Source organism: Alteromonas lipotrueae (assembly GCF_019249255.1).
Lineage (GTDB): Bacteria > Pseudomonadota > Gammaproteobacteria > Enterobacterales > Alteromonadaceae > Alteromonas > Alteromonas lipotrueae.
Genome location: NZ_JAESDJ010000011.1, coordinates 82,065 through 107,229, shown reverse-complemented (window position 1 = coordinate 107,229; position 25,165 = coordinate 82,065). Strand labels below are relative to the sequence as shown.

Below are 25,165 nucleotides of genomic sequence, written 5' to 3'. Positions count from 1 at the left end.
CAGCGGAGCTTCTAGTATTCGCCGTGCTGGGTAATTTTTGTTGCATATCACCTGGTACACATCGGTCACAAGTACGCTTTTTACCGGTCAATAAATACGAAATGGTATAGCGGTGTTTAGCGAATTTAAGGTAACACCAATCGGCAATAATACGAATACCTGGCCAGCGCAGGGGGGCGTATAGCCAACCTACACCCACAGCTTTCCACGCCTGGTGGGTTACATCTAGCCCAGTAATCAGTGTACCATCGGGTAATACCCCGTGAATTCTGGCGTTGAGTGCATGCCAATCTAATTCAGGGTATTTAGCAGCAAACTCTGGAGTTTGAATATCAACAAGGGTTAATGCACCTTGCTTATCCCGTTTTTGTAAATGGCGCATTTCTGTTTTGCACAACGGGCAGTAGCCATCGTAAAAAATTATCAATGTAGTCACCTCTGACTTAGCCGTAGCTTTCTGTGTGTTCTGTGCTTTCTGTGTTCTGGGCTTTTTATTTATTATGCTTTTATACGCTAAAAAAATGCACTTGGATGACTTGAGTTTAACCGCGCTCACACCCACACTGATGTCATACGTTTTTTCTGAGGTAACGCAATGGCAAATTTACAAGTAACCACCCTAGCAGGCGGGTGTTTTTGGTGTATTGAATCAGCATTTAATACTGTTGAAGGTGTTGAAAAAGCGGTATCTGGGTATGCAGGTGGCGAAGATCCCTTACCAACTTATGAATCGGTTTGTGGTGGCGGTACTGGTCACGCTGAAGTGGTTCAAGTTACCTATGATGCAGATAACATCAGTTATCGAGAGATATTAGAAATTTTCTTTGCACTGCACGATCCTACGCAATTGAACCGTCAAGGTAACGATGTGGGCACGCAATACCGTAGTGCGGTTTTCTATCATGACGATGCGCAAAAAGACGCAGCCAAGGCCATTATAGAAGAAATCACCACGGAAGAGATTTGGCCTGATCCGGTTGTCACCGAAGTAGTGCCGATTAATAACTACCATCAGGCTGAAGGCTACCATCAAGATTACTTTAAAAATAATCCGCAGAACCAATACTGTTCAATGGTAGTAGCACCTAAACTAGCAAAGTTTAAAAAGACATTTGCATCCCGTATACGCCCAGAAGCATAAGTAGCCTTATTAAGTATCGCTTGGTTTGAACAGCCTGACAAAAAGTGCGGTTGCAGCGTAAAATCTGCAACCGCATTTTTTATTTCTATCGATAGCCAATAAGTTTGAAGATCAGTACTTTTGAAGCTCAATGCTTTCTAAAAACAAAGCTAATTAAACTTAGCGCGATTGCAGGTTAGTGCTACTGAAACCAGGCTCTATCTAGAGGCACTGAGAACAACAAGGGTGCCATAGCCTCATAACGCGCAGTTTCTGCCTCACATTTGATGTTCTTCAAGTAGTTCACTTTCCACGGGTCGTTAATTAGCCACAAGGTATCTTCTACCACAACGAGTCCTTCAATTGAGGCGTTATCCATTACATATTCGCCACAGTCGTTATCTGCATTCACGTTAAACTGCATGGAGATACGTTTAGTTTCAGCCTTACCAGCAACATCAATTACCCAAACCTCGTTGTCATTTCGGGCAGCGGCTAATAAGTAACTATTACCGCTATCAGCGGCATTATAAAGTGCTAAACCATTGATAGGGTGACTACCCGCATCAAACGTAGGCACCGACAAATCAGGTTCATCTACCACAGCGAAATCAGCACTTTTCCAAAAGTCATCTGTCATGTTTAACGAGAAAATACGCGGCTGCCCCGCTTTGTCTTTCTCAAGACCTAAGTACAAGGTGCCATCTTTTGCCATGGCCATGCCCTCAATACCGTCGTTAGGAAAGTTACCCACTTCAAATTTGGTAGGAAACTGCAAAGGGCGAACATGGGTCATTGTCACAGTATTGTCTTCATCTCGCGCTAATCGAACCAATAAGGTGGGATAATCGGTCGAGCCCGTATCTTGATATTTCTTTTCGCAACGGGTAGAAAGCGTTCCTGTGCGGGTAGCATCTTCGGTTACGGTATAAATCACATTCGGGTTATGAGGATCGCTAGCAAGCGCTTCTAAATCTGGTGCATTGGTTAAATAGTCACTAAAACAACTTCTGCGCACGCGTGTGGCTAGTTTAAATGCATTACTTGATGTGGTCAGTGTTGCCGTTTCTTTATCAAGAAAGTGCAGTTTTCTTTGCTGCTCAAAGGCGGCACTACCATCTGCTATGGTGACTAATTGACCATTAATTTCAATTAGCCCCGAGGTTTGAGGGTCTTGCATTACCTCGCTGGTGTCGGTGGATATCCAGCGCCCAACAGAGGTTAAAACCGAACTTGTTGTGGCACTAGGTACTTCTTCGTTAAATGCGGCATCTTTGCTCTCGCTACAGCCTGCCATAACACTACTTAACGCGACAACAATACACGCGGCAACCGGCCAATTATTCAACATATCTTTCATTTCCTTCAACGTTAAGATGCCCCTATAACTCACGCCTAGCAAAAGCTGCAAGCACTAGCTTATAATTCTACTGCTCACCAAATCCACGATACCGGCTGCATTTTGACCTGCATTTTGAACAGTTAGGCAGAAGCAAATTTATGGGCGAAAACCGTCACGAGTAAAGCCCATTAGGGTAAAAAATGTAAGCGAGTATATCTACCATACCGTTTAAAGCCAAAAAAGAGTAAGGTACATTTTTCTTCTTGTTGCTTTTGGTAGGAGCATATTATTTCTAAGCAGTGTATTCCTGCGGTGGTTGCGGGCCCAATCGTTAGGCGAGTCACACAAAGTGCGTGTCATATTTGGTTAGTCACGTCAGAGGCTAAGGCCCCAACATTTACGCTTTCACAAAATGATGCGAAGCTTGACGCAGAGGTGGCAAGCACCTGCGTGCAAGTAGGTAAGCACGCCTTCATTCATTTATTATCTGCCACTGTAGATGAAAGCTTTACCGCTAATATACCCATTTACTACCAACTCACCTTTACAGCGACTGAATGCCAAGAAAAGTGGCAAAAAGAGCAAGCAGACTTACTTTATGCTAATCAAACTGCATTGAGCTTTTGCTGGACAAACAAGCCTGAAACCCTATTGCATGGCTCATGTCGAAAGCCTCATTTTGATGGAGATGACGCTCTAGCCCAAGTTGATAATTTACTCGATAATGCCATTGCATCAAATAGCCCTCGCCCTGATGTGCTTATGATGACAGGCGATCAGGTATACACCGATGATGTAGCCGGCCCTACTTTGCAAGCCATTCACCACGTCATTGCATTACTCGGGCTTTTTGAAGAGCCCCTTGAGGGCGCGGTTTTAGAAAATTCCGCAGAACTCCCTACTCACCTGCATGGTTTTTATGAACGTGAGCAGTTACTGCCTCAAACGGAGACGAATACCGCACTTTCATCACTCTTCTTTGGCGCCAAAAGAAAACCCATTTTCACCTCGGTGAATGCGCAAAATCACTTAATAAGCTGCGCCGAAGTGGTGGCCATGTATTTCTTGGTGTGGTCACCTGCCCTGTGGCGAAACGTGACTTTTCAAGTGAATGATATAGCCGTGCAACACAAACAGACCTTTGAAAAAGAACAACGCGCCATTGAAGGTTTTGTGAGCAAGTTGCCAAAAGTCCGTCGTGCACTGGCGCATATCCCCGTTTATATGATTTTTGACGACCACGATGTCACCGACGACTGGAATTTAACCCGGGGTTGGGAGCAAGAAGTTTATGGAAACCCTTTTTCTAAACGTATGATTGGTAATGCCCTTACCGGTTACCTACTTTGCCAAGGCTGGGGCAATGCGCCACAAAAATGCGCGCCGTTGATTGCTAAAGCCAGTGAAACCTTTACCGAAAGTGGCATGGTGAAACAAGATGAACTCATCGATCAATTGTTAGACTTTGAACATTGGAATTATCGCTTAGACACCACGCCCCCTATTGAGGTATTGGATACCCGAACCCGTCGTTGGCGCTCAGAATCAAGTATGAAAAAGCCGTCTGGCTTGATGGATTGGGAAGCCTTGTGCGACTTTCAGCATAATATTATTGGAAAGGATGCCGTGATAGTGGTGTCGGCCGCCCCTATCTATGGGGTGAAGTTTATAGAAGCCATTCAAAAGACTTTTACCTTCTTTGGCAAAGCACTGACTGTGGACGCCGAAAACTGGATGGCGCACAAAGGCACGGCGAATGTCATGCTGAACATTTTTCGACATTACAAAACGCCACCTGAATTTATTATCTTATCTGGTGATGTTCACTACTCGTTTGTATACGATGTACGACTACGCTTTCGTCGCAACAGCCCTCACATTACCCAATTTACCTGTAGCGGATTAAAGAACGCCTTTCCAGAAGGCTTAATTCGCTGGTTAGATAGGCTTAACCGTGTTTTCTACGGGCCAAAATCTGTGCTGAACGTGTTCACGCGGCGCAGAAATATGTCAGTCACCGCCAGAGAGCCATCATCAGGATACGGTGAGCTATATAACGGCTGCGCCATTGGTATATTACAAATTTCACAAAATAGTACAGTTGTTGGCTGCAAAGCTTTGTTGAGCAATGGTAAAGAGGTAGAATTCCCGCCCATAAAAGATAATTAGTGTGTACGGAAAGAGGTTTTCATGAGTGATAATGCGCTGTCGATTGGCTTATTCTACGGTTCAACAACCTGTTATACGGAAATGGCAGCGGAAAAAATTCAGGCACAATTGAATAGCTTATTCGACGATAACATTGTAGATGTTCACAATATTAAAGATGTAAGTTTGAACAAAACTGCCGACTATGACGTTATTATCTTTGGTATTTCTACTTGGGACTTCGGTGAGCTGCAAGAAGATTGGGAGTCTCACTGGGAAGAAGCCCACCAGCTTAATTTGGAAGGTAAAATCGTAGCCTTATACGGCATGGGCGACCAACTTGGTTACGCTGATTGGTTTCAAGATGCCTTGGGTATGCTGCACGATGCTATCGCCCCTTCCAACTGCACTATCATTGGTTATTGGCCCAATGAGGGTTATGAGTTCACAGCGTCTAAAGCATTAACTGAAGACAAGTCACACTTTTTAGGCCTCTCGTTAGACGACGAGAACCAGTACGACAAATCAGATGAACGTATTGCTGCATGGTGTGAACAACTGCTTATATCGTTAGCGGGTTAGCTGTGACCCAAGGGCGCATACATCAAGACTTCTATCGTAATGGCCCAAGCCATAGAGATGGTGCCGATGTCACTTTTCAAGATATTCGCAAACTGTTTAATTTTTCGAGTATCACCATTGGAAAATGGGTAACCGCTGATGAACAGCAAATAGCGGCCAACTTATTCTTCGACGCCTTGTATGATCTGGCCACCATTTTAAACGTGAACGAACAAGTGCTGTCTTTAAACGGCACATTATCGCTAGCCTTTGGCAGTGGTGGTCAAAAAGGCGCCAGCGCACATTATAACAGCGCTCGAAGACAGCTCGCATTGGCTAAGAATGCCGGCGCAGGCGCATTAGCTCATGAGTGGTTTCATGCGTTTGATCATTATATTGCACCCAAAATGTTTGCCGATGTAGGTGTGGGTAGCTTTGCCTCGCAAGCGTGGTTAGATAATGCCCAACTCAACCCCCATCCACTCAATGAAAAACTGAGTAAATGCTTCTCTTCGTTGTTTTTAGACAACAATAATCGACCTAACGATTATTTTGTACGATCTGTAGAGGCGGATCGCGCATTAAAAATCTATTATTACGCAATGCCACAAGAAATGGCCGCCAGAGCCTTTGAAGCCTGCGTTCAAGACCATTTGATCAAAAATGCATTCTTGGTTCAAGGCACAAAAAGATCAACAGAGGCTAGACTTGGCATTTATCCTCATGGTAATTTGCGTATAGCGCTCAATGAGTCGTTGATGTTGTATTTTTACCAATTAGGCGTCGCCATTTCCCACAAACAATCTTAAGTTTGTTGTTTTACGATGGAAACTGAGCAATTTTTCAGCAACAAGTGTTAACGAGCACGCTGTTTTGTACAAAACCCTGTTTATTTTTGTTACAGGCAGTATACTAAAGCGCTCGAACGTAACAGAAAAAAGAAGACGAGATGAAAAGAAAAAAGCATACCTCGGCCGAAGACGAGGCTCAGATTGATATGACCCCCATGTTGGACATCGTGTTCATCATGTTGATTTTCTTCATCGTAACGACCTCGTTCGTGAAAGAAAAAGGGTTAGATACAAACCGCCCAGAAGACAATCAGGCTAAGAATGATCAGCCTTCTAAAGCGCTTTCTATTCGTATAGATGCCGATGGCACTATCATGATGGGTGGCCGTGAAGTTGATATCCGCCGTGTTGTTGCAAACACACAAACTTTTTTAGCGGAAAACAACACTGATTCAGCAGCTATACAAGCTGATGAAGATACTGAACACGGTACAGTGGTAGAAGTAATGAACCAGGTTAAAGTAGCTGGTATCGCTAAAGTGTCGGTACTGGTCAAGAAAGGCTAGTTCTTTCGAAAGTTTTAAAAAGCCGCCTCTAGGGCGGCTTTTTCGTTTTTACTCGTCCACCGATTTATAGACTCCCCATCAATGTATTTGGAAAACTTCACTTCGACCTCCAACATTTATGATTGCTCTTTTTTCCATCACTTATCATCTTTGTCACAATACTAAATAAGTTACTGATATTAAAAACGGTACCAAAAATACTGCCTACTGAGAGGGCGTACATGAGCCCAAGTGTTTCGGCGAGCAAGAAATATCGCCTGATTTTGTCTGTTTCTCTTAAGACAATTGAGCCTATCGTAAAAATGAGGGATGACGCATAGGCGATAAAAATGTTCCAGTCATGGTGCAGAATAAACCACTCATACAGCATGAATAGGATATTGGCGGCCACGAAAATAAACAGTACCCATCGGCTACGATGCTTTATAGCGATAAAATTACGCAACCCCGCTAAACATGTACCCACGCCAGCTGCCATGGCATCAAGCATAAAAAAATGCACACTTAAGCTCAGTAAAGCAAAGGCAGAGATAAATAAATAGCGCTCTACACTATTTTGCCTATAACCAATAAAATTAAGTACGACGGCAATAGCACCGAACGCTTCAGCTACAATCAACATGCCAAACTACCTTTGTTAAAAGCGTAAATAGAAATCGCGGCAAAGCGCTTTAAAACGACTTGAGTAATCTCCGCTTTCATCTCTAATCACCAGATTGTCAATGTCGCTCTTTTTGTGTTGTTTACTCATACAAAATACCGTCACATAAGGGGGGCGTTGGTCATTGTGCTGCACTCTTAGAATACGATTTGTGACTAAGCCTATTTCAGCAGCTATGCCTATAATTTCACTCTCCCGAGCAAAAGGATAAAGGCAATAGAACTCACCAGTACTGGTAAGTTGCTCAGTAACAAATGAAAATAGATGCGCTGGGGTAAGTGAAACAGTTTGCCGAGCCTGTTCTCTAGTGTCACTTTGCGACTTGTAGGCATGACTATGGCCTTTTACATGCTCGAAATAGGGCGGATTAGACACGATAAAGTCGAACGCGTTATCCGCAGCTAAGTCCGACAACTTATTATGCTGCACTGTTATTTTTGTTGGCCAAGGTGAGGCAGCTACGTTTAACCTCGCTTGTGATGCAGCCTTTTCATCAATATCGATAGCGGTGATTTTGGCTGATGGCGCAGACGTTTGCGCCATCATTAGCGCGAGAATACCGGTGCCCGTGCCTATATCAAGAATATGGCTACTTTGATTGGGCTTGGCCCAACTGCCTAATATCATACTGTCGGTATTTACTTTCATAGCACAATTGGTTTGATTAACCACAAACTGCTTACAGCGAAACATGGTAGCTCTCTTTATATTTTTGTTTTCTAGGGCGTTGTGCTCTGGCACTACCACTTCTGCCTTGTCATCATGTTTCTTGCTACATCGACAGCATGCACTGGGCGGTATTTTTTTAACGGCCCTTGCATCAATATTTTCCAAACTGGTGCGGTTTTCTGTGCCACATCTTCAAGGGTGCGAAATTCGCTTCGCGTTCCCAACAGAAGTGAAGGACGTACTGCTGCCGCATGAGGAAGCTGTGGCATGCGCATTATCGCGTTTTCTAACTCGCCTTTCACCCGTAAATAAAAGTTACTGCTTTTTGCATCTGCTCCAACCGACGAGATCCATACAAAACTGCCGGTGCGCTGTGCACGAGTAAGTTGAGCAGCAACATGTACGTATTCAAAATCCACCCGTCTAAACGCCGACTTAGAGCCCGCTTGTTTAAGTGTGGTCCCTAAACAGCAATATACGTGATCGACACCGAAGTACCCTTGGTAGTCTTGCAGGTTATCAAAATCAATAACCACGGGTTTAAGCCTATTGTGTGGATCGGCGAATTGATTAGACTGTAGCGGCTTTCTTACCAAACAGGTCACTTCGCTATAGCGGCGGTCCTGTAAAAGTATGTTTACCAACGTTCGTCCCACTAATCCGGTCGCTCCTAGCACCATTGCGGTTTTCATACTTAGTACCTTGTATCCTAAGACAGTTTCTCTACAATCAACTATTCGACAGTTAAAAATATGCAGATAAAAATGAAAAAAGCCCTTTTAATAGGAGCCGCTATGCTCTCTACCGCTGTACAGGCCGAACCGCTCGATATTGAGCGTATTTTCGCTTCTCCTTCCCTTGATGGCAATGCGCCTCGTGCACTTAAAGTTTCTCCTGATGGAGAAAGAGTTACGTTTCTAAAAGGAAAACAGACCGATTATGAACGTCTCGATTTATGGGAATACCATATAGACAGTGGCGAAACTCGCCTTCTATTCGACTCAAATGACCTTCAAAGTGGCGAAGAAGTATTGAGCGACGAAGAAAAAGCCCGTCGCGAACGCATGCGTTTATCGGGTAGCGGTATTGTCAGCTATCAATGGTCTGCCGACGGAAAAGCCCTTCTATTCCCACTAGGTGGCGATGTGTATTACCACAAGCTTGGCGAGAAAGGTGCAAAGCAACTTCTTGATACCGACGTATTTGAAACTGATATTAAGCTATCTCCGAAAGGAAATTACATTTCTTTCATTCGCGACCAAAACTTGTATGTAAAACATATTGAGTCGGGAAAAGAAACGGCCATTACAAAGGAAGGTGGCGACAACATTAAATTTGGTATGGCCGAATTCGTTGCTCAAGAAGAAATGGGCAGAATGACCGGTTACTGGTGGTCACCAGATGAAAGCTTCATTGCATTTACCAAAGTAGATGAAAGCCCTGTAGACGTCATTTCGCGTTCTGAAATCTACGCAGATGACATTAAAACCATTGAACAGAAATACCCTAAAGCAGGCACCAACAATGTACTTGTTGAACTTGCTATTCAAAACATCAATAACGGTGCACGCAGATGGGTAGACTTAGGCGAAGACAAAGACATATACCTTGCCCGCGGTAAATGGATGCCTAACAGTGAAACCTTCACGTATCAGTGGCAAACTCGCGACCAACAGACTCTTGAGCTGCGAGCGTATAACGTTCCAACAGAAAAACAGGAAGTATTGTTAAGCGAAACCAGTAGTACGTGGGTTAACTTGCATAACGATTTATACTTTTTGTCTGACTCAGACCAGTTTATCTGGGCCTCTGAACGAGATGGCTTTAAGCACCTTTACCTTTACGAGAATAGCGGTAAGTTAGTGCGTCAATTAACTCAAGGCGATTGGGTGGTTGATAACATCGAAGCGGTTGATGCCAAGAACAACCGAATTTATTTCGCGGGTCGTAAAGATACACCGCTTGAAAGCCACGCCTATTCGGTATCGTTAAACGGTGGCGATATTTCACGTATTACCAACGAAGGCGCTTATCACAGTGTGTCGTTCAGTAAAGATGCCTCCATCTTTATCGACCGTTTCTCTACCATTAACTCACCTGCCCAAGTAAGTTTAAATGATGCTTCTGGCAAGCGTATTACATGGCTTGAAGAAAACAAAGTTGAAGAAGGCCACCCGTTACATGCCTATATGGATAGCTGGACGAAGCCTGAGTTTGGCGACATTACTACCAAAGACGGCGCCACCTTAAAGTACCGTATTTACAAACCTGAAAACCTTGAAAAGAAACACCCTGTTATTGTGTACCTTTACGGTGGTCCACATGCGCAAGTTGTGACGAATAGCTGGGCAGGTAATCGCGGGTTACTGATGCAACATTGGGTAGATAAAGGCTATGTGGTGTTTACCCTTGATAACAGAGGCTCCAATTACCGTGGCAAAGCATTTGAAGATCCTATTTACAAGAAGATGGGCTTTATAGAAGTTGACGACCAAGTAGCGGGTGTTGAGTTCTTACGAACCCTACCTTATGTAGATGCTAAACGTATTGGTGTTCATGGCCACAGTTATGGCGGTTACATGACGCTAATGACCATGTTTAAAGCGGGCGACTACTTCCAAGCAGGTGTGTCTGGTGCTCCAGTTACCGACTGGCGCCTGTACGATACGCATTACACTGAACGCTATATGGGCAACCCTAAAACTGATGACGATGCATACACAGCCTCTTCCGTATTCCCTTACGCGAAAGACTTAAAAGGTGACTTGCTTATTTATCACGGAATGGCTGACGATAACGTATTGTTCACCCACTCTACGATGCTATACAAGCACCTTCAAGATTTGGCAATTCCATTTGAAACCATGGATTACCCGGGTAAGAAGCACAGTATTCGTGGTAAGCAAACGGGTATCCACTTGTACAAAACCATTACTAACTTTTTCGACAGAAATTTAACGCCTGAGCAATAAGGTTTTAAATTTTAGGCTTTGAAAAAAGCTGAGAACGAAAAACGGCGATGCTTTTAAAGCACCGCCGTTTTTATTTATACTTCCCATTCTTTATGTCAAACCGCCGTGAAATCTAAGCCGGCAATAAGTATAGAATTATGCAAACATCTGATTGGCTAAGTTCTTCTGTACATCTTGCGCAGATGCTTTACTTAACTCAATTTCGATAGCGTCACCTTTACCTGATAACCATATTTTTAGTTCTGCATCGGTATCGAAGTGTCCTGCCGTTTCTACCACAAACTGGGTAATAGACTTATAAGGAATGGAATGGTAATTAACCTTTCTGCCCGTTAGCCCTTGCTTATCAATAAGAATTAAACGCTTATTGGTAAATACGCTTAAATCTCTTACTAGTTTAAATGCTGCGGTGACGGTTTCATTTTCAGCCAATATGGGTGAGAGTTCTTCATTTACCGCTTCAGCACTGGTTTCACTAGCGTTACCTAGCAAGGTGTCAAATAAGCCCATTTTATTCTCCTAAACAGACACGAGTTTTGTCAGCCACTGTACGCGATGAGCAAGGGGCTTGGGCTTGTCTAAGGCAAAACCTTGACCATAGTCTACCTGTAGTGCCTTTAGTACATTTGCCGTTGCGGTATCTACCACAAACTCCGCCACCGTTTGCTTACCCATACTGTGAGCAATATTATTTATCGCAGTAACTGTAGCATGATCAATCGGATCGTGAACAATATTTCGAACGAAGGAGCCGTCAATTTTGACGTAATCAACATCCAAGTTTTTAAGGTAAGTGAACGACGACATTCCTGCACCAAAGTCGTCGAGGGCAAAGCTGCACCCTATTTCCCGAAGGGTGGAAATAAAATGTTTAGCCGCACTTAAGTTAGTGACTGCTGTGGTTTCTGTGATTTCAAAGCAAATTTTTTCTAGTGGTACTGTCGTACCTTGAAGCCGCTGGGTAATTTTTAACAAGGTGATTTCATCGCCGAGGGTAATTCCCGACAAGTTAATCGCTACTTTAGCCACATTGTCTACATGCAGTGGATTGGCCTCTAATGTCTTTAGTGTATTGTCTACCACCCAGTAGTCCACTTTGTTCATCAAGCCGTGACGTTCGGCAAGGGGTATAAACAAACCTGGACTAATAAGAGTGCCATCACTTCCGGTTAAGCGTAGTAGAATTTCATAGTGTTCAAGGCCGTTGGTATCGTCTTCAGTTATGCCATTAAGGGGCATAATGGCTTGGCTATATAATTCAAAACCATCGAACTGTAGCGCTTTGTGCAGCGTGTGTAACACATCATTTTCGCTGTTATCCATGTTCAGTTGTGCATCGTGAGCATGGTAAACAAAGTACCTATTTCTTCCTAAATGCTTGGCCTTATAGCAGGCATTATCAGCGGCCTTGATGAGTTCTGCGGCGTTATGCTCTTGCGGATTCATTTCAATTACACCAATGCTCGCCCCAACGAAAAATAGCTTATCTCCATACATAAACCGGTAAGTAGAGATAGCCTTTAACAGCTTATCGAGCTTAATTTTTACCTTATCAAGGGGCTGTTCATGATAAATAATACAAAATTCATCTCCGCCTATTCGGGCAAGCAAGTCTTTCTCACTAATGTGCTGCCTAAATATGGTAGACACTTCTTGAAGTAACTTATCGCCAGCGGGGTGCCCGCAACTGTCGTTTACTAACTTAAACCTGTCCATGTCGATAAAGCACATTACGCCAGGGTTAGTGCTATCATCCGAGTTTCGTGAAGGGTATATGGTAGTGACGTTGTCTCTTTCCACGTCTGTATTTTTATCAGGCGTATCGGCTGCATTCGCCTCTAAAATGTCACGGAGTTGTTTATCAAAAGCATACCGATTGAGTAGACCTGTAAGTTGGTCATGATTGGCCTGATAGGCGACTTCTTCTTGCAACGCCTGCTCTTTGGTTACATCTTTTGCAATACCTTCAACTGCGATTAGGGCACCAGACTCGTTCAAGATCGGCGTATCTGAAAACTCTAGTACCAATTCTTTTCCTTCACAGCTGGTGTAGTGAACCAAATATGGGTCGGGTTTTACCCCCTCCCCCGATTTCATTCGTATATCGAAAGTCTCGTCTGGTATTTTCCTTAACAGTCGCGATTCTTTCTCGATGAAATACTCTGGCGTAAACCCCAAAATAGTATTAATTCCAGCACTGACATAAATAAACTTATGTTCAGCGGTTTTGGTATAAACGAAGTGTCTATGCATGCCATCGACAAGCCTCCGATAGCGCTCTTCGCTATGTTTAAGTGCTTGCTGAGCTTTGAATCTTTCTGTGACATCCCTAGCGGTTAAGGCAATATTGTCTCCCGCTTTAACCACTTGTACCTTCAACCATTCAGGCGCAATTTTACTTTCCTTAATAGCGACGTACTCTTCAAAGGGCATGTTGTTTGTTGCCACCTCCTTGATACAGTCGAACAGTTCGGCTTTACCTAGAAACGCTAACTGGTCTTTCAGTGTTTTAGTGCTTAACTCTGAGCATGCTCCACGAAATAGAAAACGGCTGTAGCGGTTCGCTTCAACTAGCTCGTAATCACTGCCCTTGGGCCGATAAATGACTAACGCATCTAACGAGGCCTCGCTTGCCGTAAGGTAGCGCTTTTGACTGACCGATAGATTCACCGCACCTTTCATTTGCTTATGAAAAATCCAGCTGGCCAACGCCGACATTAAAAGCCCGATTACCGCGACTAATAGGCCAACGCTATAACGCCCCACTTGAGTTTGCATGGAAAGCGAAAACTGCCGACCAATAAATGAAAATGGCTCAGTAGTAATAACGGTTCCATCATTGACCAACTCACCATTGCTAAATAGGGTGTGCCCCGAGTCTCGAAGCACAAAATTAAACTGAGGACCTTCTAGTTCACCTAGCATAACGCCCAAAATCGTTTGTGCGTCAAAGCCCGCCAATAAGTACCCGTGATTGAGTTCTTGAGGGCTAATAGAACGGCCAACAATAATATGGTAATGACTCGTTACTGACGAATGTACCAACGTACTCGCCAGCGATTCAGCAAGCGCGGGAATAGTTAGCCCCACCGATACGAGTGGCTGGCCGATAAGTTGGTTCGATAGGCGAGTTTTCATTCCATGAGAGGGCGTAGCAACCCATTGAATAATGCCGTTTTGATCAGCAAACGTTAGTGAACTATAGCCGCGCTGCATCCCCATCAAAGACATTGCTTGCGCATTAAACCAATCTACCTGATTGGGCGCAAAGGTTGGCCAGTTACGCATTAAATTGTGGACGGCTTGGATGCGTTCGGTAGAGAATACTTCTAAGCTAATTTTTACCTGTTCAGCAACTGACTGGGCTTTTGAAATCCGCACCCGTTTGTCTTCTTTGTCGAGATAGACACCCGCTGAAACAAAAAGTATGGAAAGAAACACGAACAGCACTAAGGGGAGTCCGTAAATTCGGTGGGTAACTCTTGATTGCATTACAATGACCTCTCATTCGAGAGGCTGGGACTATAAACCTCGAATATGAAATTTTTATGAATTATCCTTTTAGAATTTAAATGGTAGGGTATACCTTTACATAATGATCACTGCGTTTAAATAAACGTATTTCTAATGAAGATACAAGGCGTTACTCATGCACCCTAATGAAACGGAACTCTCCTATTCGTCTATAACTCAAGCGTATGACAGAATAAAAGACCACGTAACGCGCACACCTATTATGGAGTCGAGTTTGTTAAATAGGTGGATGGGGCACCGTATTTTATTCAAAGCTGAATGCCTTCAAACCATAGGCGCGTTTAAGCTTCGCGGCGCACTGAACTTTTTAGGTCACCTTCACGAACAAGGTAAGTTACCAAAACAAGTCGTAGCGAATAGCTCGGGTAATCACGCACAAGCCGTGGCATACGCGGCGGCAAAGTATGGCATTCCCGCGACTATTTTCGCTAGCAAAACAATTTCTCCTATTAAAGCAGCGGCCACTGAAAGTTATGGGGCAACACTTAAGTTGTTCCCCACCCGCCAAGAAGCAGATATCGCCGTGGCTAATGCAGCCGAAGAAGAAAATACTGTGTGGATCCCACCATTTAACCATCCAGACATTGTGGCCGGTCAAGGCACCGCCGCAATGGAAGCCCTCGAAGATACAGGAAAGGTAGATGCTATCTTTGCCCCTTGTGGCGGTGGTGGACTGTTATCGGGTACTTTGCTTGCGGCTCGTGCGCTACAACCCGATGCGCTAGTGATTGGGGCTGAACCACTGGCTGCCAACGATGCATCTCAGTCATTGCAGCAAGGCGAGATTATTGCCCTTGATGCCCCACCGGTAACCCTTGCCGACGGCGCAGCAACGCCCTCGGTTGGCAATGTGACCTTTCCTCTATTACAAGAGCTTGATGATTTTTACGAAGTGGACGAATTGCAAATAGTCTACTGGACGCAGTGGCTACAGCACCTATTAAAACTTCATATAGAGCCCACTTGTGCCATGAGTATGGCAGCGGTTGCTGCTTGGGCTGCTAACACGCCACCTGGGCAAACGGCATTGGTGATGCTGTCAGGCGGCAATATAAGCCAAGCCTCTATGACCGAAATTTGGCAGCGCGACTTTTTACTACAACCCCCTATTATTAACACGGAAGAATAAGCATGCTAAAAATGCACGTTAATACGACAGAAATAGTAAGTGGAATTCCCCCTAATCAAAGTAACAGATACGGCATTAAGCGCTCCTTTCTTAAATTCGGTGGCGCCCTTGCTATAGCCACACTATCGGGTGTTGCGTGTGCAGCAACACTTTTTACCAACGTAAAAGGTTACACGCTGAATGATGATGCTGATTTAATATCGTTCACATCGATTCTTATCGACGAAGGCAAAGTGCTTTCTCTCGATATAAAAGTAGATGAGACCACTGCTCAAACGTTAAATATTTCCAACACCATTGATGGTAAAGGCCGCGTAATGTTGCCGGGGCTTATTGATGCGCACGGGCATTTATTGGGCTTAGGTGCCAACCTACTGGAAGTTGATTTACGTGAAAGTACCAGTGCTGCCGATGCCGCTGATAGCGTAGCAGAATATGCACTGGCGAATAGCACGCAACCATGGATTACTGGCCGAGGGTGGAACCAAGAGTTATGGTCTGATAGAGCCTTTCCAACCAGTGGTGATTTGGATAAAAAAGTGTCCGACCGGCCGGTATGGCTAACGCGTGTAGATGGCCATGCGGGTTGGGCTAATACCAAAACCCTTACCTTGGCCGGTATTACCAAAGACACCCCCACGCCCGTTGGCGGTGAGATAGTTAAAGATGCTAACGGCGAGCCGACTGGAGTATTAATTGACAATGCCATGGCATTAGTCGAACCCTATTTACCAACACAGAGCAATGCGGTTTATAAACGCCAACTTGATGCCGCAGGTAAGCACTTACTATCAAATGGTATTACGTCAATGCATGATGCGGGTGTCGGCCGTGGTGTGTACGACTTCTATATTAAACAAGCAGTTCAAGCTGAATTACCCATTCGAATATACGCCATGATAAGCGCCACTGACCCTGACTTAAGTAAACTACTTGGAAAAGGGCCAATACGAGACGCTAATGATTATTTGTACATTCGTTCAGTCAAAGCCTACGGTGACGGAGCCCTTGGCAGTAGAGGCGCAGCCTTATTAGCCCCCTACTCTGACGCCCCCCACCAGCATGGTTTATTACTCACTCAGCCTGAGGACATGACGCCGTTATTTACATCGGTCATCGGTGCTGGGTTTCAATTGAATTACCACGCTATTGGCGACAAAGCGAATCATGTTGCGCTTAATGAATTTGAAAAAACATTTGCTGCTATTGGCGGTAGTGAATTACGTAACCGAATAGAACATGCGCAAGTTATCGCGCCTGAAGATCTCGCTCGTTTTGCCGAATTAGATGTATTGCCATCCATGCAACCAACACATGCCACCAGCGATAAAAATATGGCTGAAGATCGTATTGGAAAAGACAGAATGGAAGGTGCTTATGCGTGGCAAACTTTACTTGAATCAGGCATTCCTTTGCCATTAGGCTCAGATTTTCCTGTCGAACTGGCAAACCCATTTTATGGTTTGCACGCTGCGGTAACCCGTCAAGACAGGGACAATCAACCGGTGAAAGGCTGGTATGCACACGAAGCGCTTACTATTGAGCAAGCCTTTAAAGGCTTTACATTAGATGCCGCTTACGCGGGACATATGGAAGATACACTTGGCACCCTTACACCGGGAAAATGGGCTGATTTTATACTGGTTGATCAAGATATCTTCACCATTGATAAAAAAGATATTTGGAAAACCCAAGTGCATGCTACCTACATAGCAGGCAAACAAGTGTTTTCGAAATAGCCGTTGTTGGGAGGCAGCACATTGGAAATTGTTATTATACCGGTTACGCCATTTGCTCAAAACTGTTCGCTTATTTGGGACGCAGGTAGTAAACAGGGGGCATTTGTTGACCCTGGCGGAGATATACAGAAACTTATCGGCGCGGCGTCGGATAATCAGGTCACTATTGAAAAAATCATTCTTACCCACGGTCATTTAGACCATGTAGGTGGCACCGTCGAACTGGCTAAACATTACGATGTGCCGATAATAGGGCCACATCTGGGGGACAAGTTTTGGCTAGATGCCCTTATGCAGCAAAGCCAAATGTTTGGCTTTCCACCTGCCACGCCCTTTGTGCCTAACCAATGGTTGAATGACAAAGATACCATTTCAGTTGGCGAGCTAACGCTTGAGGTGCTGCACTGTCCGGGACATACCCCTGGCCATGTGGTTCTGGTGGAGCGAACGAGTAACAAGGTTATTGTAGGTGATGTGATTTTTGCAGGCTCGATTGGGCGCACTGATTTCCCTCAGGGAAATCATCAACAGCTACTCGATTCAATAAACGCGAATATTTTAACGCTGCCTGACGATATGGTGATTTATCCTGGTCATGGCCCTACTACCACGGTAGCAAAAGAAAAAGCCAGCAACCCTTATGTTGCGGGGCAATGGGGTTAAGTGCTAATAGAAGTGCCAATACGGTAGCTTTCCTGCCCATTAAAAAAGGCGAGTGATCCACTCGCCTCTTACTATTATCAATGTCTAACGTTATAGCCATTGATGCCTGCTTCCTTTCCTATTGCCTTTACCTATTGGTAGGCACCGCTGGCGTAATGAAGTTCATAGCTGTGGCTATAAATTTCTAGAATGTTGCCAAACGGGTCTTCCATGTAAATCATGCGGTAAGGCTTCTCGCCTGGGTAGTAGTAACGCGGGGCTTTCATGCGTTTCTTACCACCCGCTTCTACAATTTTCTCTGCCAAGCCTTCAACATCAGGGTCTTGAACACAGAAATGGAACACGCCAGTCTTCCAGTATTCGAAGTTATTTTCAGGGTTTTCCTGATTTTTAAACTCGAAAATTTCTACACCCACACGGTCGCCCGTTGAAAGGTGAGCAATACGGAACTTATCCCAACCTGCACCAAATACGTCGGTACACATCTCGCCAATTGCTGAATCATCTTCAACAATCTCAGTGGGCTTCATAATTAAGTACCAGCCTAGTACTTCAGTGTAAAATTTAACGGCGGCATCAAGGTCTGGAACCGAAATACCAATGTGCGAAAACGTACGTGGATAAGGGGTGTTAACTGCTTCAGTCATCTTTATCTCCTCAATGTAAAGTATGCACGTATATTAACTAGACAAAGCAAACACTAGAAATTATGATTAATTCTCAAATCCATAATTTAAATTTATACCATGCTAAATCCACAGTGGCTTGATACGTTCAAAGTGCTAGTAGAAACGGGGAATTTTACCCGTACCGCAGAACAACGATTTATGACGCAGCCCGGTGTGAGCCAACACATAAAAAAATTGGAAGAAGCCTGTGGCTGTGAGTTACTCATTCGCCTAGGTAAAGGTGTAGAGCTAACTGAACAAGGGCAACGAGTTTACGACTATGCGCAAAGCTTGAGTAAGCATGAACAGGCACTCATAGAAAGCTTAAAGTTTGATGCGCCCTACGAAGGACAGTGTGTAATTGGTTGCTCGGGTGCGTTGGCTCAGCGTTTGTACCCTGTACTTGTTGAGCTACAGGTTGCCCATCCGAGTTTGAGTATACATTTAGAAGTTGCGCCCAACCGAACCATCCTCAATAGCATTCACGCTTCTAGCCTAGAGTTAGGCATCGTCACGCAACAACCTGATGAAGAGATGTTATCCTCTGAAAAAATCGGTAGCGAATCTTTGGGGCTTATATTGCCCAAAGGTGCTCTTGGTAATTTAAGTACGAATAGTGCTGATAATAGTGCTGACAATAGTGCAAGTAGCCAAGAAAAAGACATTGCCGATATCTTGCTATCGCTTGGGTTGATTAACCACCCCGACGCCATGCACTACCTAAAACTTTACTTTAGCCACTCGGGCGAGCAAGCGCTAATGCAATTAGATCCTAGTCGGTTGCCAAAGCGTGGTTACATTAATCAGCTGTCTCAAATTTTATTGCCCGTAAGCAAAGGGCTGGGCTTTACCGTACTGCCCATTAAAGTACTAGATAGCTTTGCCAACGCCACTGAAAGTTTAACGATATACCCTGCAACAAACGATGTTGCGGAGCCTCTTTACTTTGTGAAAACTCCCCACCGTTCGTTGCCACTACGCTATCAAAAAATTCAGTCGTTGATTGTAGAGGCCCTTAACAGCTAGTACCTTTACGCGTTAATAAACGCAATCACGCTTCTTTGACTAAAATTGATAGCTCAATTGCACATAACCGAAGCGGGTGGTGGAGGTAGGCAAACCCTCTTGCGCTCGTAACGACTCAAGGTAATTGCCCGCGAACAATAGCGAGAAACCTGCATCAAACATCCACGTTTTATCGTCTGTCCAAAAACGGATACGGGAATCGACTGTGTGGCCAATATCATCACCGCTTTGCCCTGACGGATCCTGATATTTACCAATAACAAAGCTATCCGTGTTTGACGACAAGGTAGCGGCAGAATAATGAATCCTTCCATCCCAGTTTGCATTTGGACGAAACTCAACGCGAACCCCTGTCGCGGTTAGGTTTGCAGGTGTTAACGGCCCATGAATAGAAGTATTGTTTAAGTCGGTGCGCCTGCCGCCAAATAACCGTTCAAACTGACCATAGCGGTTATCATTAGGGTTATCATCGCCACTGGTGTAATAGTGCTGAAAGGCTAAGTTAGGGTTTAGCCAGTGATTAAAGGTGTAACCCACACGGAACAATAACATGTTCGCACTTACGGCCAAATCATCGTTGTCTGTCACGTCACTGCTACTATGTCGACTGCCTTGTCGATGGGCAACTTCTATATCGAGGTTCCATTGTTGTGGTTTGTGTTTACGAAAAATCCGAAAACCCAAGGTGAGATAGTGACGATTCGGGGTTGGGGTATGGTGCCGGTCTTGTTCATCGAAGCCGTATACAAATGCTTCCGTCCATAAATTTGAAACGAGTGAAGGTAGTGTATCTGCGTGACGATAATGAATACCCCATATGCGTCGCCCCCATTGCTCTTTATCTGCTTGCCAATGATTAGATAGTACCTCATCTTTGTCATCGACCAATCGTTCAATCGGCACGACATAGAAGGCATGAAGTTCATTACTACTGTCGGTGGTCGTCTGGGAATAAATACCTGTGTAGCTTTTAATGACATTGGCGTAGCTTACCCGCTCTATTTGCCGCTTCGATCCAATAGACACCGTTTGTCTTCCTACAGTGAGTGTGTGCTGGGAATGCCTTTGCGGTTGTACATAGCTAAGCAGACTAGGCAGCCCCGAAAACGCCACATATGCTTGTAGGGCGTCAGCCGTATTCACAAAACTGCTAGACAAGGGAGTACTTTCATCTCCCAAATAACTGCGACTGTCTTGAATTTCTATGCCTATCGTGATGTTTTCATAACGGTACTTCCCATGGAGTAGAGTGCGAAAAAGTAGTACCTCGTCGCTCCCTTCCTCGCCGGCCCTAAATTGGCCGTCTAGGTTTTCATATCTGCCTCTAAGTTCACCTTCAACAGTAAACCCTTGGGCATGGCTGGTAAGTGGAACGATCGTGCATAATGAGGTAATGCCGAAAAGCACAACAAAAAATGCGCCGTAATTAAACCCTAACCACTTGTTCATACCCGTCCATTTATAATTGAAACATCATAGAACTGCGGAGCATTAACGTATGCCCCGGCAAGTCACATATGAAATTTATAATATATGAATGTTCAGATATGTAAGGATAGAAGTCAATTGCAGTACGGTGACAATTACGTGACAGTTGTGACTTACTAAGGGTTGAACTAGAGTGAGTTAGCGCTAGGATCAGGGCTCGGGCTTGTCATGGCCGCTTCAGATTTGTGCACAGGAACATCCACTTTACCGCTGGCAATCACCTCGCCTTGCTGCCATAGCTTCCATTCACCACGCTCGTAAATATCCCATTGTTCGTCATGGGTTAGTGGCGCAGTGGCAATGATACTCACCACATCGTTGGGTGTGGTTTCTGCAGCAAAATCAATCTCTACCTCCACGTCGCTGAGGCAAGCTGGGCCAAACGGGGCACGGCGGGTAATGCTCGCCATTTTGGTGCTACAAAATGAAAACAACCAGTCGCCATTGCTTAATAAACAATTGAATACGCCCTGCTCTGCGTAGCCTTTTGCGATATCCACCAGTGTATCGGCCAATTGTTGCGGCATCGCATCACGAGGCAAGTTCTCGCGCACCTGATTCATTAAGTCGCAGAACATGGCTTCGCTGTCAGTATCCCCAACGGCTTCATACATGCCTTCACGAGGTACAAAGTTAGGCAGCTGCCCATTGTGGGCAAACACCCAATACTTACCCCACATTTCACGGGTGAAAGGGTGGGTGTTAGCAAGGTTTATATTGCCTACATTAGCTTGGCGAATATGACAAATAGCCGTTTCGCTTTTAATCGGCAGGTGAGATACAAACTCTGCAATTTGAGACGTGGCACAGGGCTCTGGATCGTGAAAAAGGCGAATGCCCTTGCCTTCATAAAATGCCATGCCCCAGCCATCTTTGTGCGGGCCTGTCTCGCCACCACGTCGGGTGAGGCCAGTAAAGCTAAAACACAAATCAGTTGGCGTATTGGCACTCATGCCAAGCAGTTCACACACGATGTACCCTTTTTTAGAACGTTAATAATAACAGGCTTGAGCATAAACAAGCTTGGCGCGCTAAGCAACGCGCAATACGTCTAATTTACACCTATTTATTGTGCCTGTTTTGCAAGCTAGCTGGGCGATAAGGCGCATCTACACCAACATACGCTGGACCAAAGGTAGCTAAGCCCTTTGGGGTTAAAAATGCATCAGGCGCAGGCAAAATAATCACCGCTAACGATTGGCCAATTTCATAATGCGGATTGGTCACTGGCTCACCGGTATTCTCATCAATTACACAAATGAGATCTGGAATAGTCACATCCACTTCACCATCGTAGTAGCTGACCAGGTTTTCGTTCTTAACCCCTAACTGGTAGGTATGTCCTGCGTCATTCCCTTCATCATTGTCTGCGCCAGCTAAATCAACGGTTCCGACAGAAAAGCCACCTATGGTATCAAATTCAAAGGCTGTCACTTTGCCTCTAAAGGCAACAAAACCATTGCCAACGTCTGCAATCACTTTGGCAATATCCGCACCTTGCTGTTTGGCTGCCGACACTGCTTTACCTAGCGCCCACGCTTTTGAAATAGTTCCACCAATAAGGGCATGACGGATATCTTTTACCGGCATAGCGTGGTCGATAGCCGCAATGTCGTTGGCGCTAACTCGGCAAAGTGCACGCATAACGTGCTCGGCTCTTTGGTCATCATGCAACCCTTCACACACGAAGATTTCGCAAAAGCTATTGGCGGCAATAACAGGCGCGGCATCAAGTCCGTTTAGATAATAGGTTGAGTGGGTTATTTCAGGTACAGCCCGCCCAGCGGGATCACCGTCAATCACCACGCCACCATTTAACGCTGCGGTATAAAATGCCACAGCCGTATTGGAACCGCCCATTTCACAGCATACCGTGCCATAAAACTTTCTATCAAAATAAGACTCTATGCGGCTAAACGCGGCGCATATAGCTGGCTCAGCATTTCTGGGTAAGGCTTTGTATTCGTCGGCCTCTTTGGCCGTTAAATCGAGGGCGCCGAGCAAATAAGGCGTGCAAATCCATTCATCGTCGGGGGCTTCATCTAGCCCTACAAGCCGAAGTGGTAATCCTTTCTCTATCACTTCGTTAATTAATTCTAGGCCTTCACTCATTTCACCACCGCCCCCGGTGCCTAGCACAGTACAGCCTAGCAAAATGTCTTTCATATCTTGAAAGCTTAGTTCTTTCATAGGTTTTCTCTTTCGGTGGTGTCTTTGGTTGCGGTTATGGTTGCGGGTGTAGCGCTATTGGCACTGTTCTTTATGGCGGTCTTATTAGTAAGAACTCGCATTGCGCGGGATAAAAAAAGGTAGCTGGCTAAGGAAATAATTAAGGCGTCTATGGCTTCAATAGGGGTGATAAAAAGCCCAGTTTCAGCGCTCGAAAAGCTAAACAGGATACCGGTTATCCACGCGGCTATGGCGCAAATGTTAAACGCAGGAATAAAGTCACCCGCCCGGTACACAGCTTGTCGTCGCAGAATAAAAAGTCAGCGCAGTAGATAGCGGCAACAGGGGTAAACATGATGGACAAGGAGAAAAGGAATTCAGCGCGAAAAACAGTTCTAAATGTAGTAACTCGTGTGTTTAAGCCAACAGAAACCACCTTATGAAAAAGATTATTCATTTAGATAGTTACAATCAAAAAATATTGGCTATATTGCATTTGCAAGCAGACCTCACCAACGTGGAATTAGCGGGCCGAGTTAACCTTTCCCCTAGCGCCTGCTTTCAGCGAGTAAAAGCATTAAAAGAAGCCGGGTACTTTCGCACCTTTCACGCTGATGTGAATATTGAAGCCATGTGCGAACATGTTTTCGCGTATGTTGAATTTACCTTGCATGACAATAGTGCCCCATTTAAACGGCGCTTTATTGCTGCTATTCAAGAAATACCAGAGTTCATGGATTGCATGCAGATTACAGGAAAAGTGGATTATGTGTCGTTCAGTTGTTTTGCGAATATCGCCAAACTAAATGATGCCTGTACCTTGCTGAGTGACAGAGAAGAGCTTGGTATTAAGCGCATTGAAAATCGAATTATTTTATCAAGAGAAAAATTCTTTTTGGGCTATCCGCTGGCGCAATTAAAATGGTTAGATAAAGCGAAAATTTCTATGCTTACCGATAACTAAAAAAAGGAGCTGCTACTTAGCTGCTCCTTGTTTGTTTTTAAAAGTGGCTCTACGTGCTTCGACTAAGCGCCTTTGTATAATGTTGCAATCCACTTCTCTTCAGAAATGAAGCTCCATGCCCACTTATGCCATTTACTATCGAGCCCTGCTTCAGTAATTGCTTCAAGGCTCATGCCTTTTGCTTTCTGCGCTTTTACAAAGGCAAAAGTTTCTTCAATCATGGCAAGAAAATTGGTGTACTCGGTTTTATTGCTAAGTTCACCATGACCAGGAATGAGCACAGTATCGTCATTTATCTTCGCCAACACTTGCTTGACTGATTCGATGTAGCCTTTAACACTGCCGCCAGAATTTAAGTCGATGAATGGGAATAACCCATTAAAGAATAAATCACCCGTGTGCATGATATCCGGCTGTTCAAACCATACTATGCTATCGCCATCGGTGTGCCCTGATTCAAGATGCATAATGTGAATGGTTTCACCGTTAAAATGTAACTTAATGCCGTTTTCATAAGTGATAGCTGGTAGCGCATCTGGCGATACTTTTTCATCGTTGGCTAATCGAATGCGCACGTTATCGTGGGCTAATATAGTCGCGCCTTTGTGGCTGTGGAAAAATGCATTTGAGCCTGTATGGTCGCCGTGGTAATGGGTGTTAATCACATACTTGGGCTTATCGCTGCCAAGCTCGCCAAGTGCCGTCGCAATTTTTTCAGCTAGAGGTGCGAATTGATCGTCAATAATTAGAATGCCATCGTCACCCGCAGAAACGCCGATATTACCGCCCATCCCCGTCAACATATGCACAGAACCTTTAAGTGCTGTTGCCTCTATTTCAACCTTTTCGAAACGGTCTTGCGAAAAAGCGGCTGGAATGAAGGTGGTCGATACTAAACTTGCAGCAAGTAGAAAACTTCGGGTAAGTTTGTGCGTCATTAGGGTTCCCTTAAAGA

At 44.7% G+C, this 25,165-nt stretch carries 23 protein-coding genes and 1 pseudogene; 11 read left to right on the top strand and 13 right to left on the bottom strand.

Annotated features, from left to right (window positions below):
• Positions 1-34 precede the first annotated feature (34 nt).
• Positions 35-427: pseudogene (locus KYS23_RS15205) on the bottom strand (thiol-disulfide oxidoreductase DCC family protein); the annotation flags it as partial.
• A gap of 168 nt (positions 428-595) precedes the next feature.
• Here KYS23_RS15205 and msrA point away from each other — a divergent pair.
• Positions 596-1,141: a peptide-methionine (S)-S-oxide reductase MsrA gene (gene msrA, locus KYS23_RS15200; RefSeq protein ID WP_218397665.1), complete on the top strand. Its 546-nt coding sequence runs from the start codon at positions 596-598 to the stop codon at positions 1,139-1,141.
• 181 nt (positions 1,142-1,322) lie between these two features.
• On the opposite strand, the gene KYS23_RS15195 is transcribed toward msrA, so the two are convergent.
• Positions 1,323-2,471 carry a hypothetical protein gene (locus KYS23_RS15195; RefSeq protein ID WP_159533286.1) on the bottom strand — a complete coding sequence of 383 codons (1,149 nt, stop codon included), beginning with the start codon at positions 2,469-2,471 and terminating at the stop codon, positions 1,323-1,325.
• Positions 2,472-2,765: 294 nt separating this feature from the next.
• Here KYS23_RS15195 and KYS23_RS15190 point away from each other — a divergent pair, with 294 nt between their 5' ends.
• The 4 genes from KYS23_RS15190 to KYS23_RS15175 all read left to right on the top strand — a co-directional run bounded on the left by KYS23_RS15190 (position 2,766) and on the right by KYS23_RS15175 (position 6,528).
• Positions 2,766-4,631, top strand: a complete 1,866-nt coding sequence (locus KYS23_RS15190; protein WP_218419280.1) for a metallophosphoesterase family protein — start codon at positions 2,766-2,768, stop codon at positions 4,629-4,631.
• 21 nt (positions 4,632-4,652) lie between these two features.
• Complete coding sequence (fldB, locus tag KYS23_RS15185) at positions 4,653-5,192, top strand: flavodoxin FldB (protein WP_159533288.1); 540 nt, start codon at positions 4,653-4,655, stop codon at positions 5,190-5,192.
• 2 nt (positions 5,193-5,194) lie between these two features.
• Positions 5,195-5,980, top strand: a complete 786-nt coding sequence (locus tag KYS23_RS15180; RefSeq protein ID WP_159533290.1) for a CLCA_X family protein — start codon at positions 5,195-5,197, stop codon at positions 5,978-5,980.
• Positions 5,981-6,120: 140 nt separating this feature from the next.
• On the top strand, positions 6,121-6,528 hold the full coding sequence (locus KYS23_RS15175) for an ExbD/TolR family protein (RefSeq protein ID WP_211071803.1): 408 nt from the start codon (positions 6,121-6,123) through the stop codon (positions 6,526-6,528).
• Between the two features lie 97 nt (positions 6,529-6,625).
• Here KYS23_RS15175 and KYS23_RS15170 read toward each other — a convergent pair whose 3' ends face one another.
• The 3 genes from KYS23_RS15170 to KYS23_RS15160 are packed head-to-tail and all read right to left on the bottom strand — an operon-like array spanning position 6,626 to position 8,550.
• Complete coding sequence (locus KYS23_RS15170) at positions 6,626-7,150, bottom strand: YgjV family protein (protein WP_159533294.1); 525 nt, start codon at positions 7,148-7,150, stop codon at positions 6,626-6,628.
• 15 nt (positions 7,151-7,165) lie between these two features.
• Positions 7,166-7,882 carry a tRNA1(Val) (adenine(37)-N6)-methyltransferase gene (locus KYS23_RS15165; protein WP_159533296.1) on the bottom strand — a complete coding sequence of 239 codons (717 nt, stop codon included), beginning with the start codon at positions 7,880-7,882 and terminating at the stop codon, positions 7,166-7,168.
• Between the two features lie 47 nt (positions 7,883-7,929).
• Positions 7,930-8,550, bottom strand: a complete 621-nt coding sequence (locus tag KYS23_RS15160; RefSeq protein ID WP_159533298.1) for an NAD(P)H-binding protein — start codon at positions 8,548-8,550, stop codon at positions 7,930-7,932.
• A gap of 72 nt (positions 8,551-8,622) precedes the next feature.
• Here KYS23_RS15160 and KYS23_RS15155 point away from each other — a divergent pair, with 72 nt between their 5' ends.
• Complete coding sequence (locus tag KYS23_RS15155; RefSeq protein WP_218419268.1) at positions 8,623-10,830, top strand: S9 family peptidase; 2,208 nt, start codon at positions 8,623-8,625, stop codon at positions 10,828-10,830.
• A 135-nt stretch (positions 10,831-10,965) separates the two neighbouring features.
• On the opposite strand, the gene KYS23_RS15150 is transcribed toward KYS23_RS15155, so the two are convergent.
• On the bottom strand, positions 10,966-11,340 hold the full coding sequence (locus KYS23_RS15150; protein WP_159533302.1) for a PH domain-containing protein: 375 nt from the start codon (positions 11,338-11,340) through the stop codon (positions 10,966-10,968).
• Between the two features lie 9 nt (positions 11,341-11,349).
• Positions 11,350-14,322, bottom strand: coding sequence for a sensor domain-containing protein (locus tag KYS23_RS15145; protein ID WP_218419266.1), 2,973 nt, complete (start codon positions 14,320-14,322; stop codon positions 11,350-11,352).
• Between the two features lie 157 nt (positions 14,323-14,479).
• Here KYS23_RS15145 and KYS23_RS15140 point away from each other — a divergent pair, with 157 nt between their 5' ends.
• Genes KYS23_RS15140 through KYS23_RS15130 form a run of 3 tightly spaced genes read left to right on the top strand, consistent with a single transcriptional unit; the run spans position 14,480 to position 17,895 of the window.
• Positions 14,480-15,493 carry a serine/threonine dehydratase gene (locus tag KYS23_RS15140; protein WP_218397673.1) on the top strand — a complete coding sequence of 338 codons (1,014 nt, stop codon included), beginning with the start codon at positions 14,480-14,482 and terminating at the stop codon, positions 15,491-15,493.
• Between the two features lie 2 nt (positions 15,494-15,495).
• The gene (locus tag KYS23_RS15135) at positions 15,496-17,232 is read left to right on the top strand and encodes an amidohydrolase (RefSeq protein WP_218419264.1); all 1,737 of its coding nucleotides are present in this window, start codon (positions 15,496-15,498) and stop codon (positions 17,230-17,232) included.
• A 21-nt stretch (positions 17,233-17,253) separates the two neighbouring features.
• Positions 17,254-17,895, top strand: coding sequence for an MBL fold metallo-hydrolase (locus KYS23_RS15130; protein WP_126872841.1), 642 nt, complete (start codon positions 17,254-17,256; stop codon positions 17,893-17,895).
• A 131-nt stretch (positions 17,896-18,026) separates the two neighbouring features.
• Here the strand turns inward: KYS23_RS15130 and KYS23_RS15125 are convergent, their stop codons facing one another.
• Positions 18,027-18,542, bottom strand: coding sequence for a lactoylglutathione lyase family protein (locus KYS23_RS15125; protein ID WP_013782605.1), 516 nt, complete (start codon positions 18,540-18,542; stop codon positions 18,027-18,029).
• A gap of 99 nt (positions 18,543-18,641) precedes the next feature.
• On the opposite strand from KYS23_RS15125, the gene KYS23_RS15120 reads away from it, so the two are divergent.
• Entirely contained in the window at positions 18,642-19,589 is a 948-nt protein-coding gene (locus KYS23_RS15120; protein WP_218419261.1) for a LysR family transcriptional regulator, read from the top strand.
• A 39-nt stretch (positions 19,590-19,628) separates the two neighbouring features.
• On the opposite strand, the gene KYS23_RS15115 is transcribed toward KYS23_RS15120, so the two are convergent.
• From KYS23_RS15115 to KYS23_RS15100, 4 genes are all read right to left on the bottom strand, one after another.
• The gene (locus tag KYS23_RS15115; RefSeq protein ID WP_218419259.1) at positions 19,629-21,038 is read right to left on the bottom strand and encodes an alginate export family protein; all 1,410 of its coding nucleotides are present in this window, start codon (positions 21,036-21,038) and stop codon (positions 19,629-19,631) included.
• A gap of 167 nt (positions 21,039-21,205) precedes the next feature.
• Positions 21,206-22,048 (bottom strand): class II glutamine amidotransferase, encoded by an 843-nt coding sequence (locus KYS23_RS15110; RefSeq protein ID WP_218419257.1) that lies wholly within the window; start codon positions 22,046-22,048, stop codon positions 21,206-21,208.
• A 91-nt stretch (positions 22,049-22,139) separates the two neighbouring features.
• Positions 22,140-23,267, bottom strand: coding sequence for a DUF917 domain-containing protein (locus KYS23_RS15105; RefSeq protein WP_218419255.1), 1,128 nt, complete (start codon positions 23,265-23,267; stop codon positions 22,140-22,142).
• Complete coding sequence (locus KYS23_RS15100; RefSeq protein ID WP_218419254.1) at positions 23,264-23,542, bottom strand: hypothetical protein; 279 nt, start codon at positions 23,540-23,542, stop codon at positions 23,264-23,266. Before KYS23_RS15100 ends, KYS23_RS15105 begins: the two co-directional genes overlap by 4 nt.
• Positions 23,543-23,685: 143 nt before the next feature.
• Between KYS23_RS15100 and KYS23_RS15095 the strand changes: the two genes are divergently transcribed.
• Positions 23,686-24,210: an Lrp/AsnC family transcriptional regulator gene (locus tag KYS23_RS15095; RefSeq protein ID WP_218397678.1), complete on the top strand. Its 525-nt coding sequence runs from the start codon at positions 23,686-23,688 to the stop codon at positions 24,208-24,210.
• A 62-nt stretch (positions 24,211-24,272) separates the two neighbouring features.
• Here the strand turns inward: KYS23_RS15095 and KYS23_RS15090 are convergent, their stop codons facing one another.
• Positions 24,273-25,148: an MBL fold metallo-hydrolase gene (locus tag KYS23_RS15090; RefSeq protein ID WP_218419252.1), complete on the bottom strand. Its 876-nt coding sequence runs from the start codon at positions 25,146-25,148 to the stop codon at positions 24,273-24,275.
• Between the last annotated feature and the right edge of the window lie 17 nt (positions 25,149-25,165).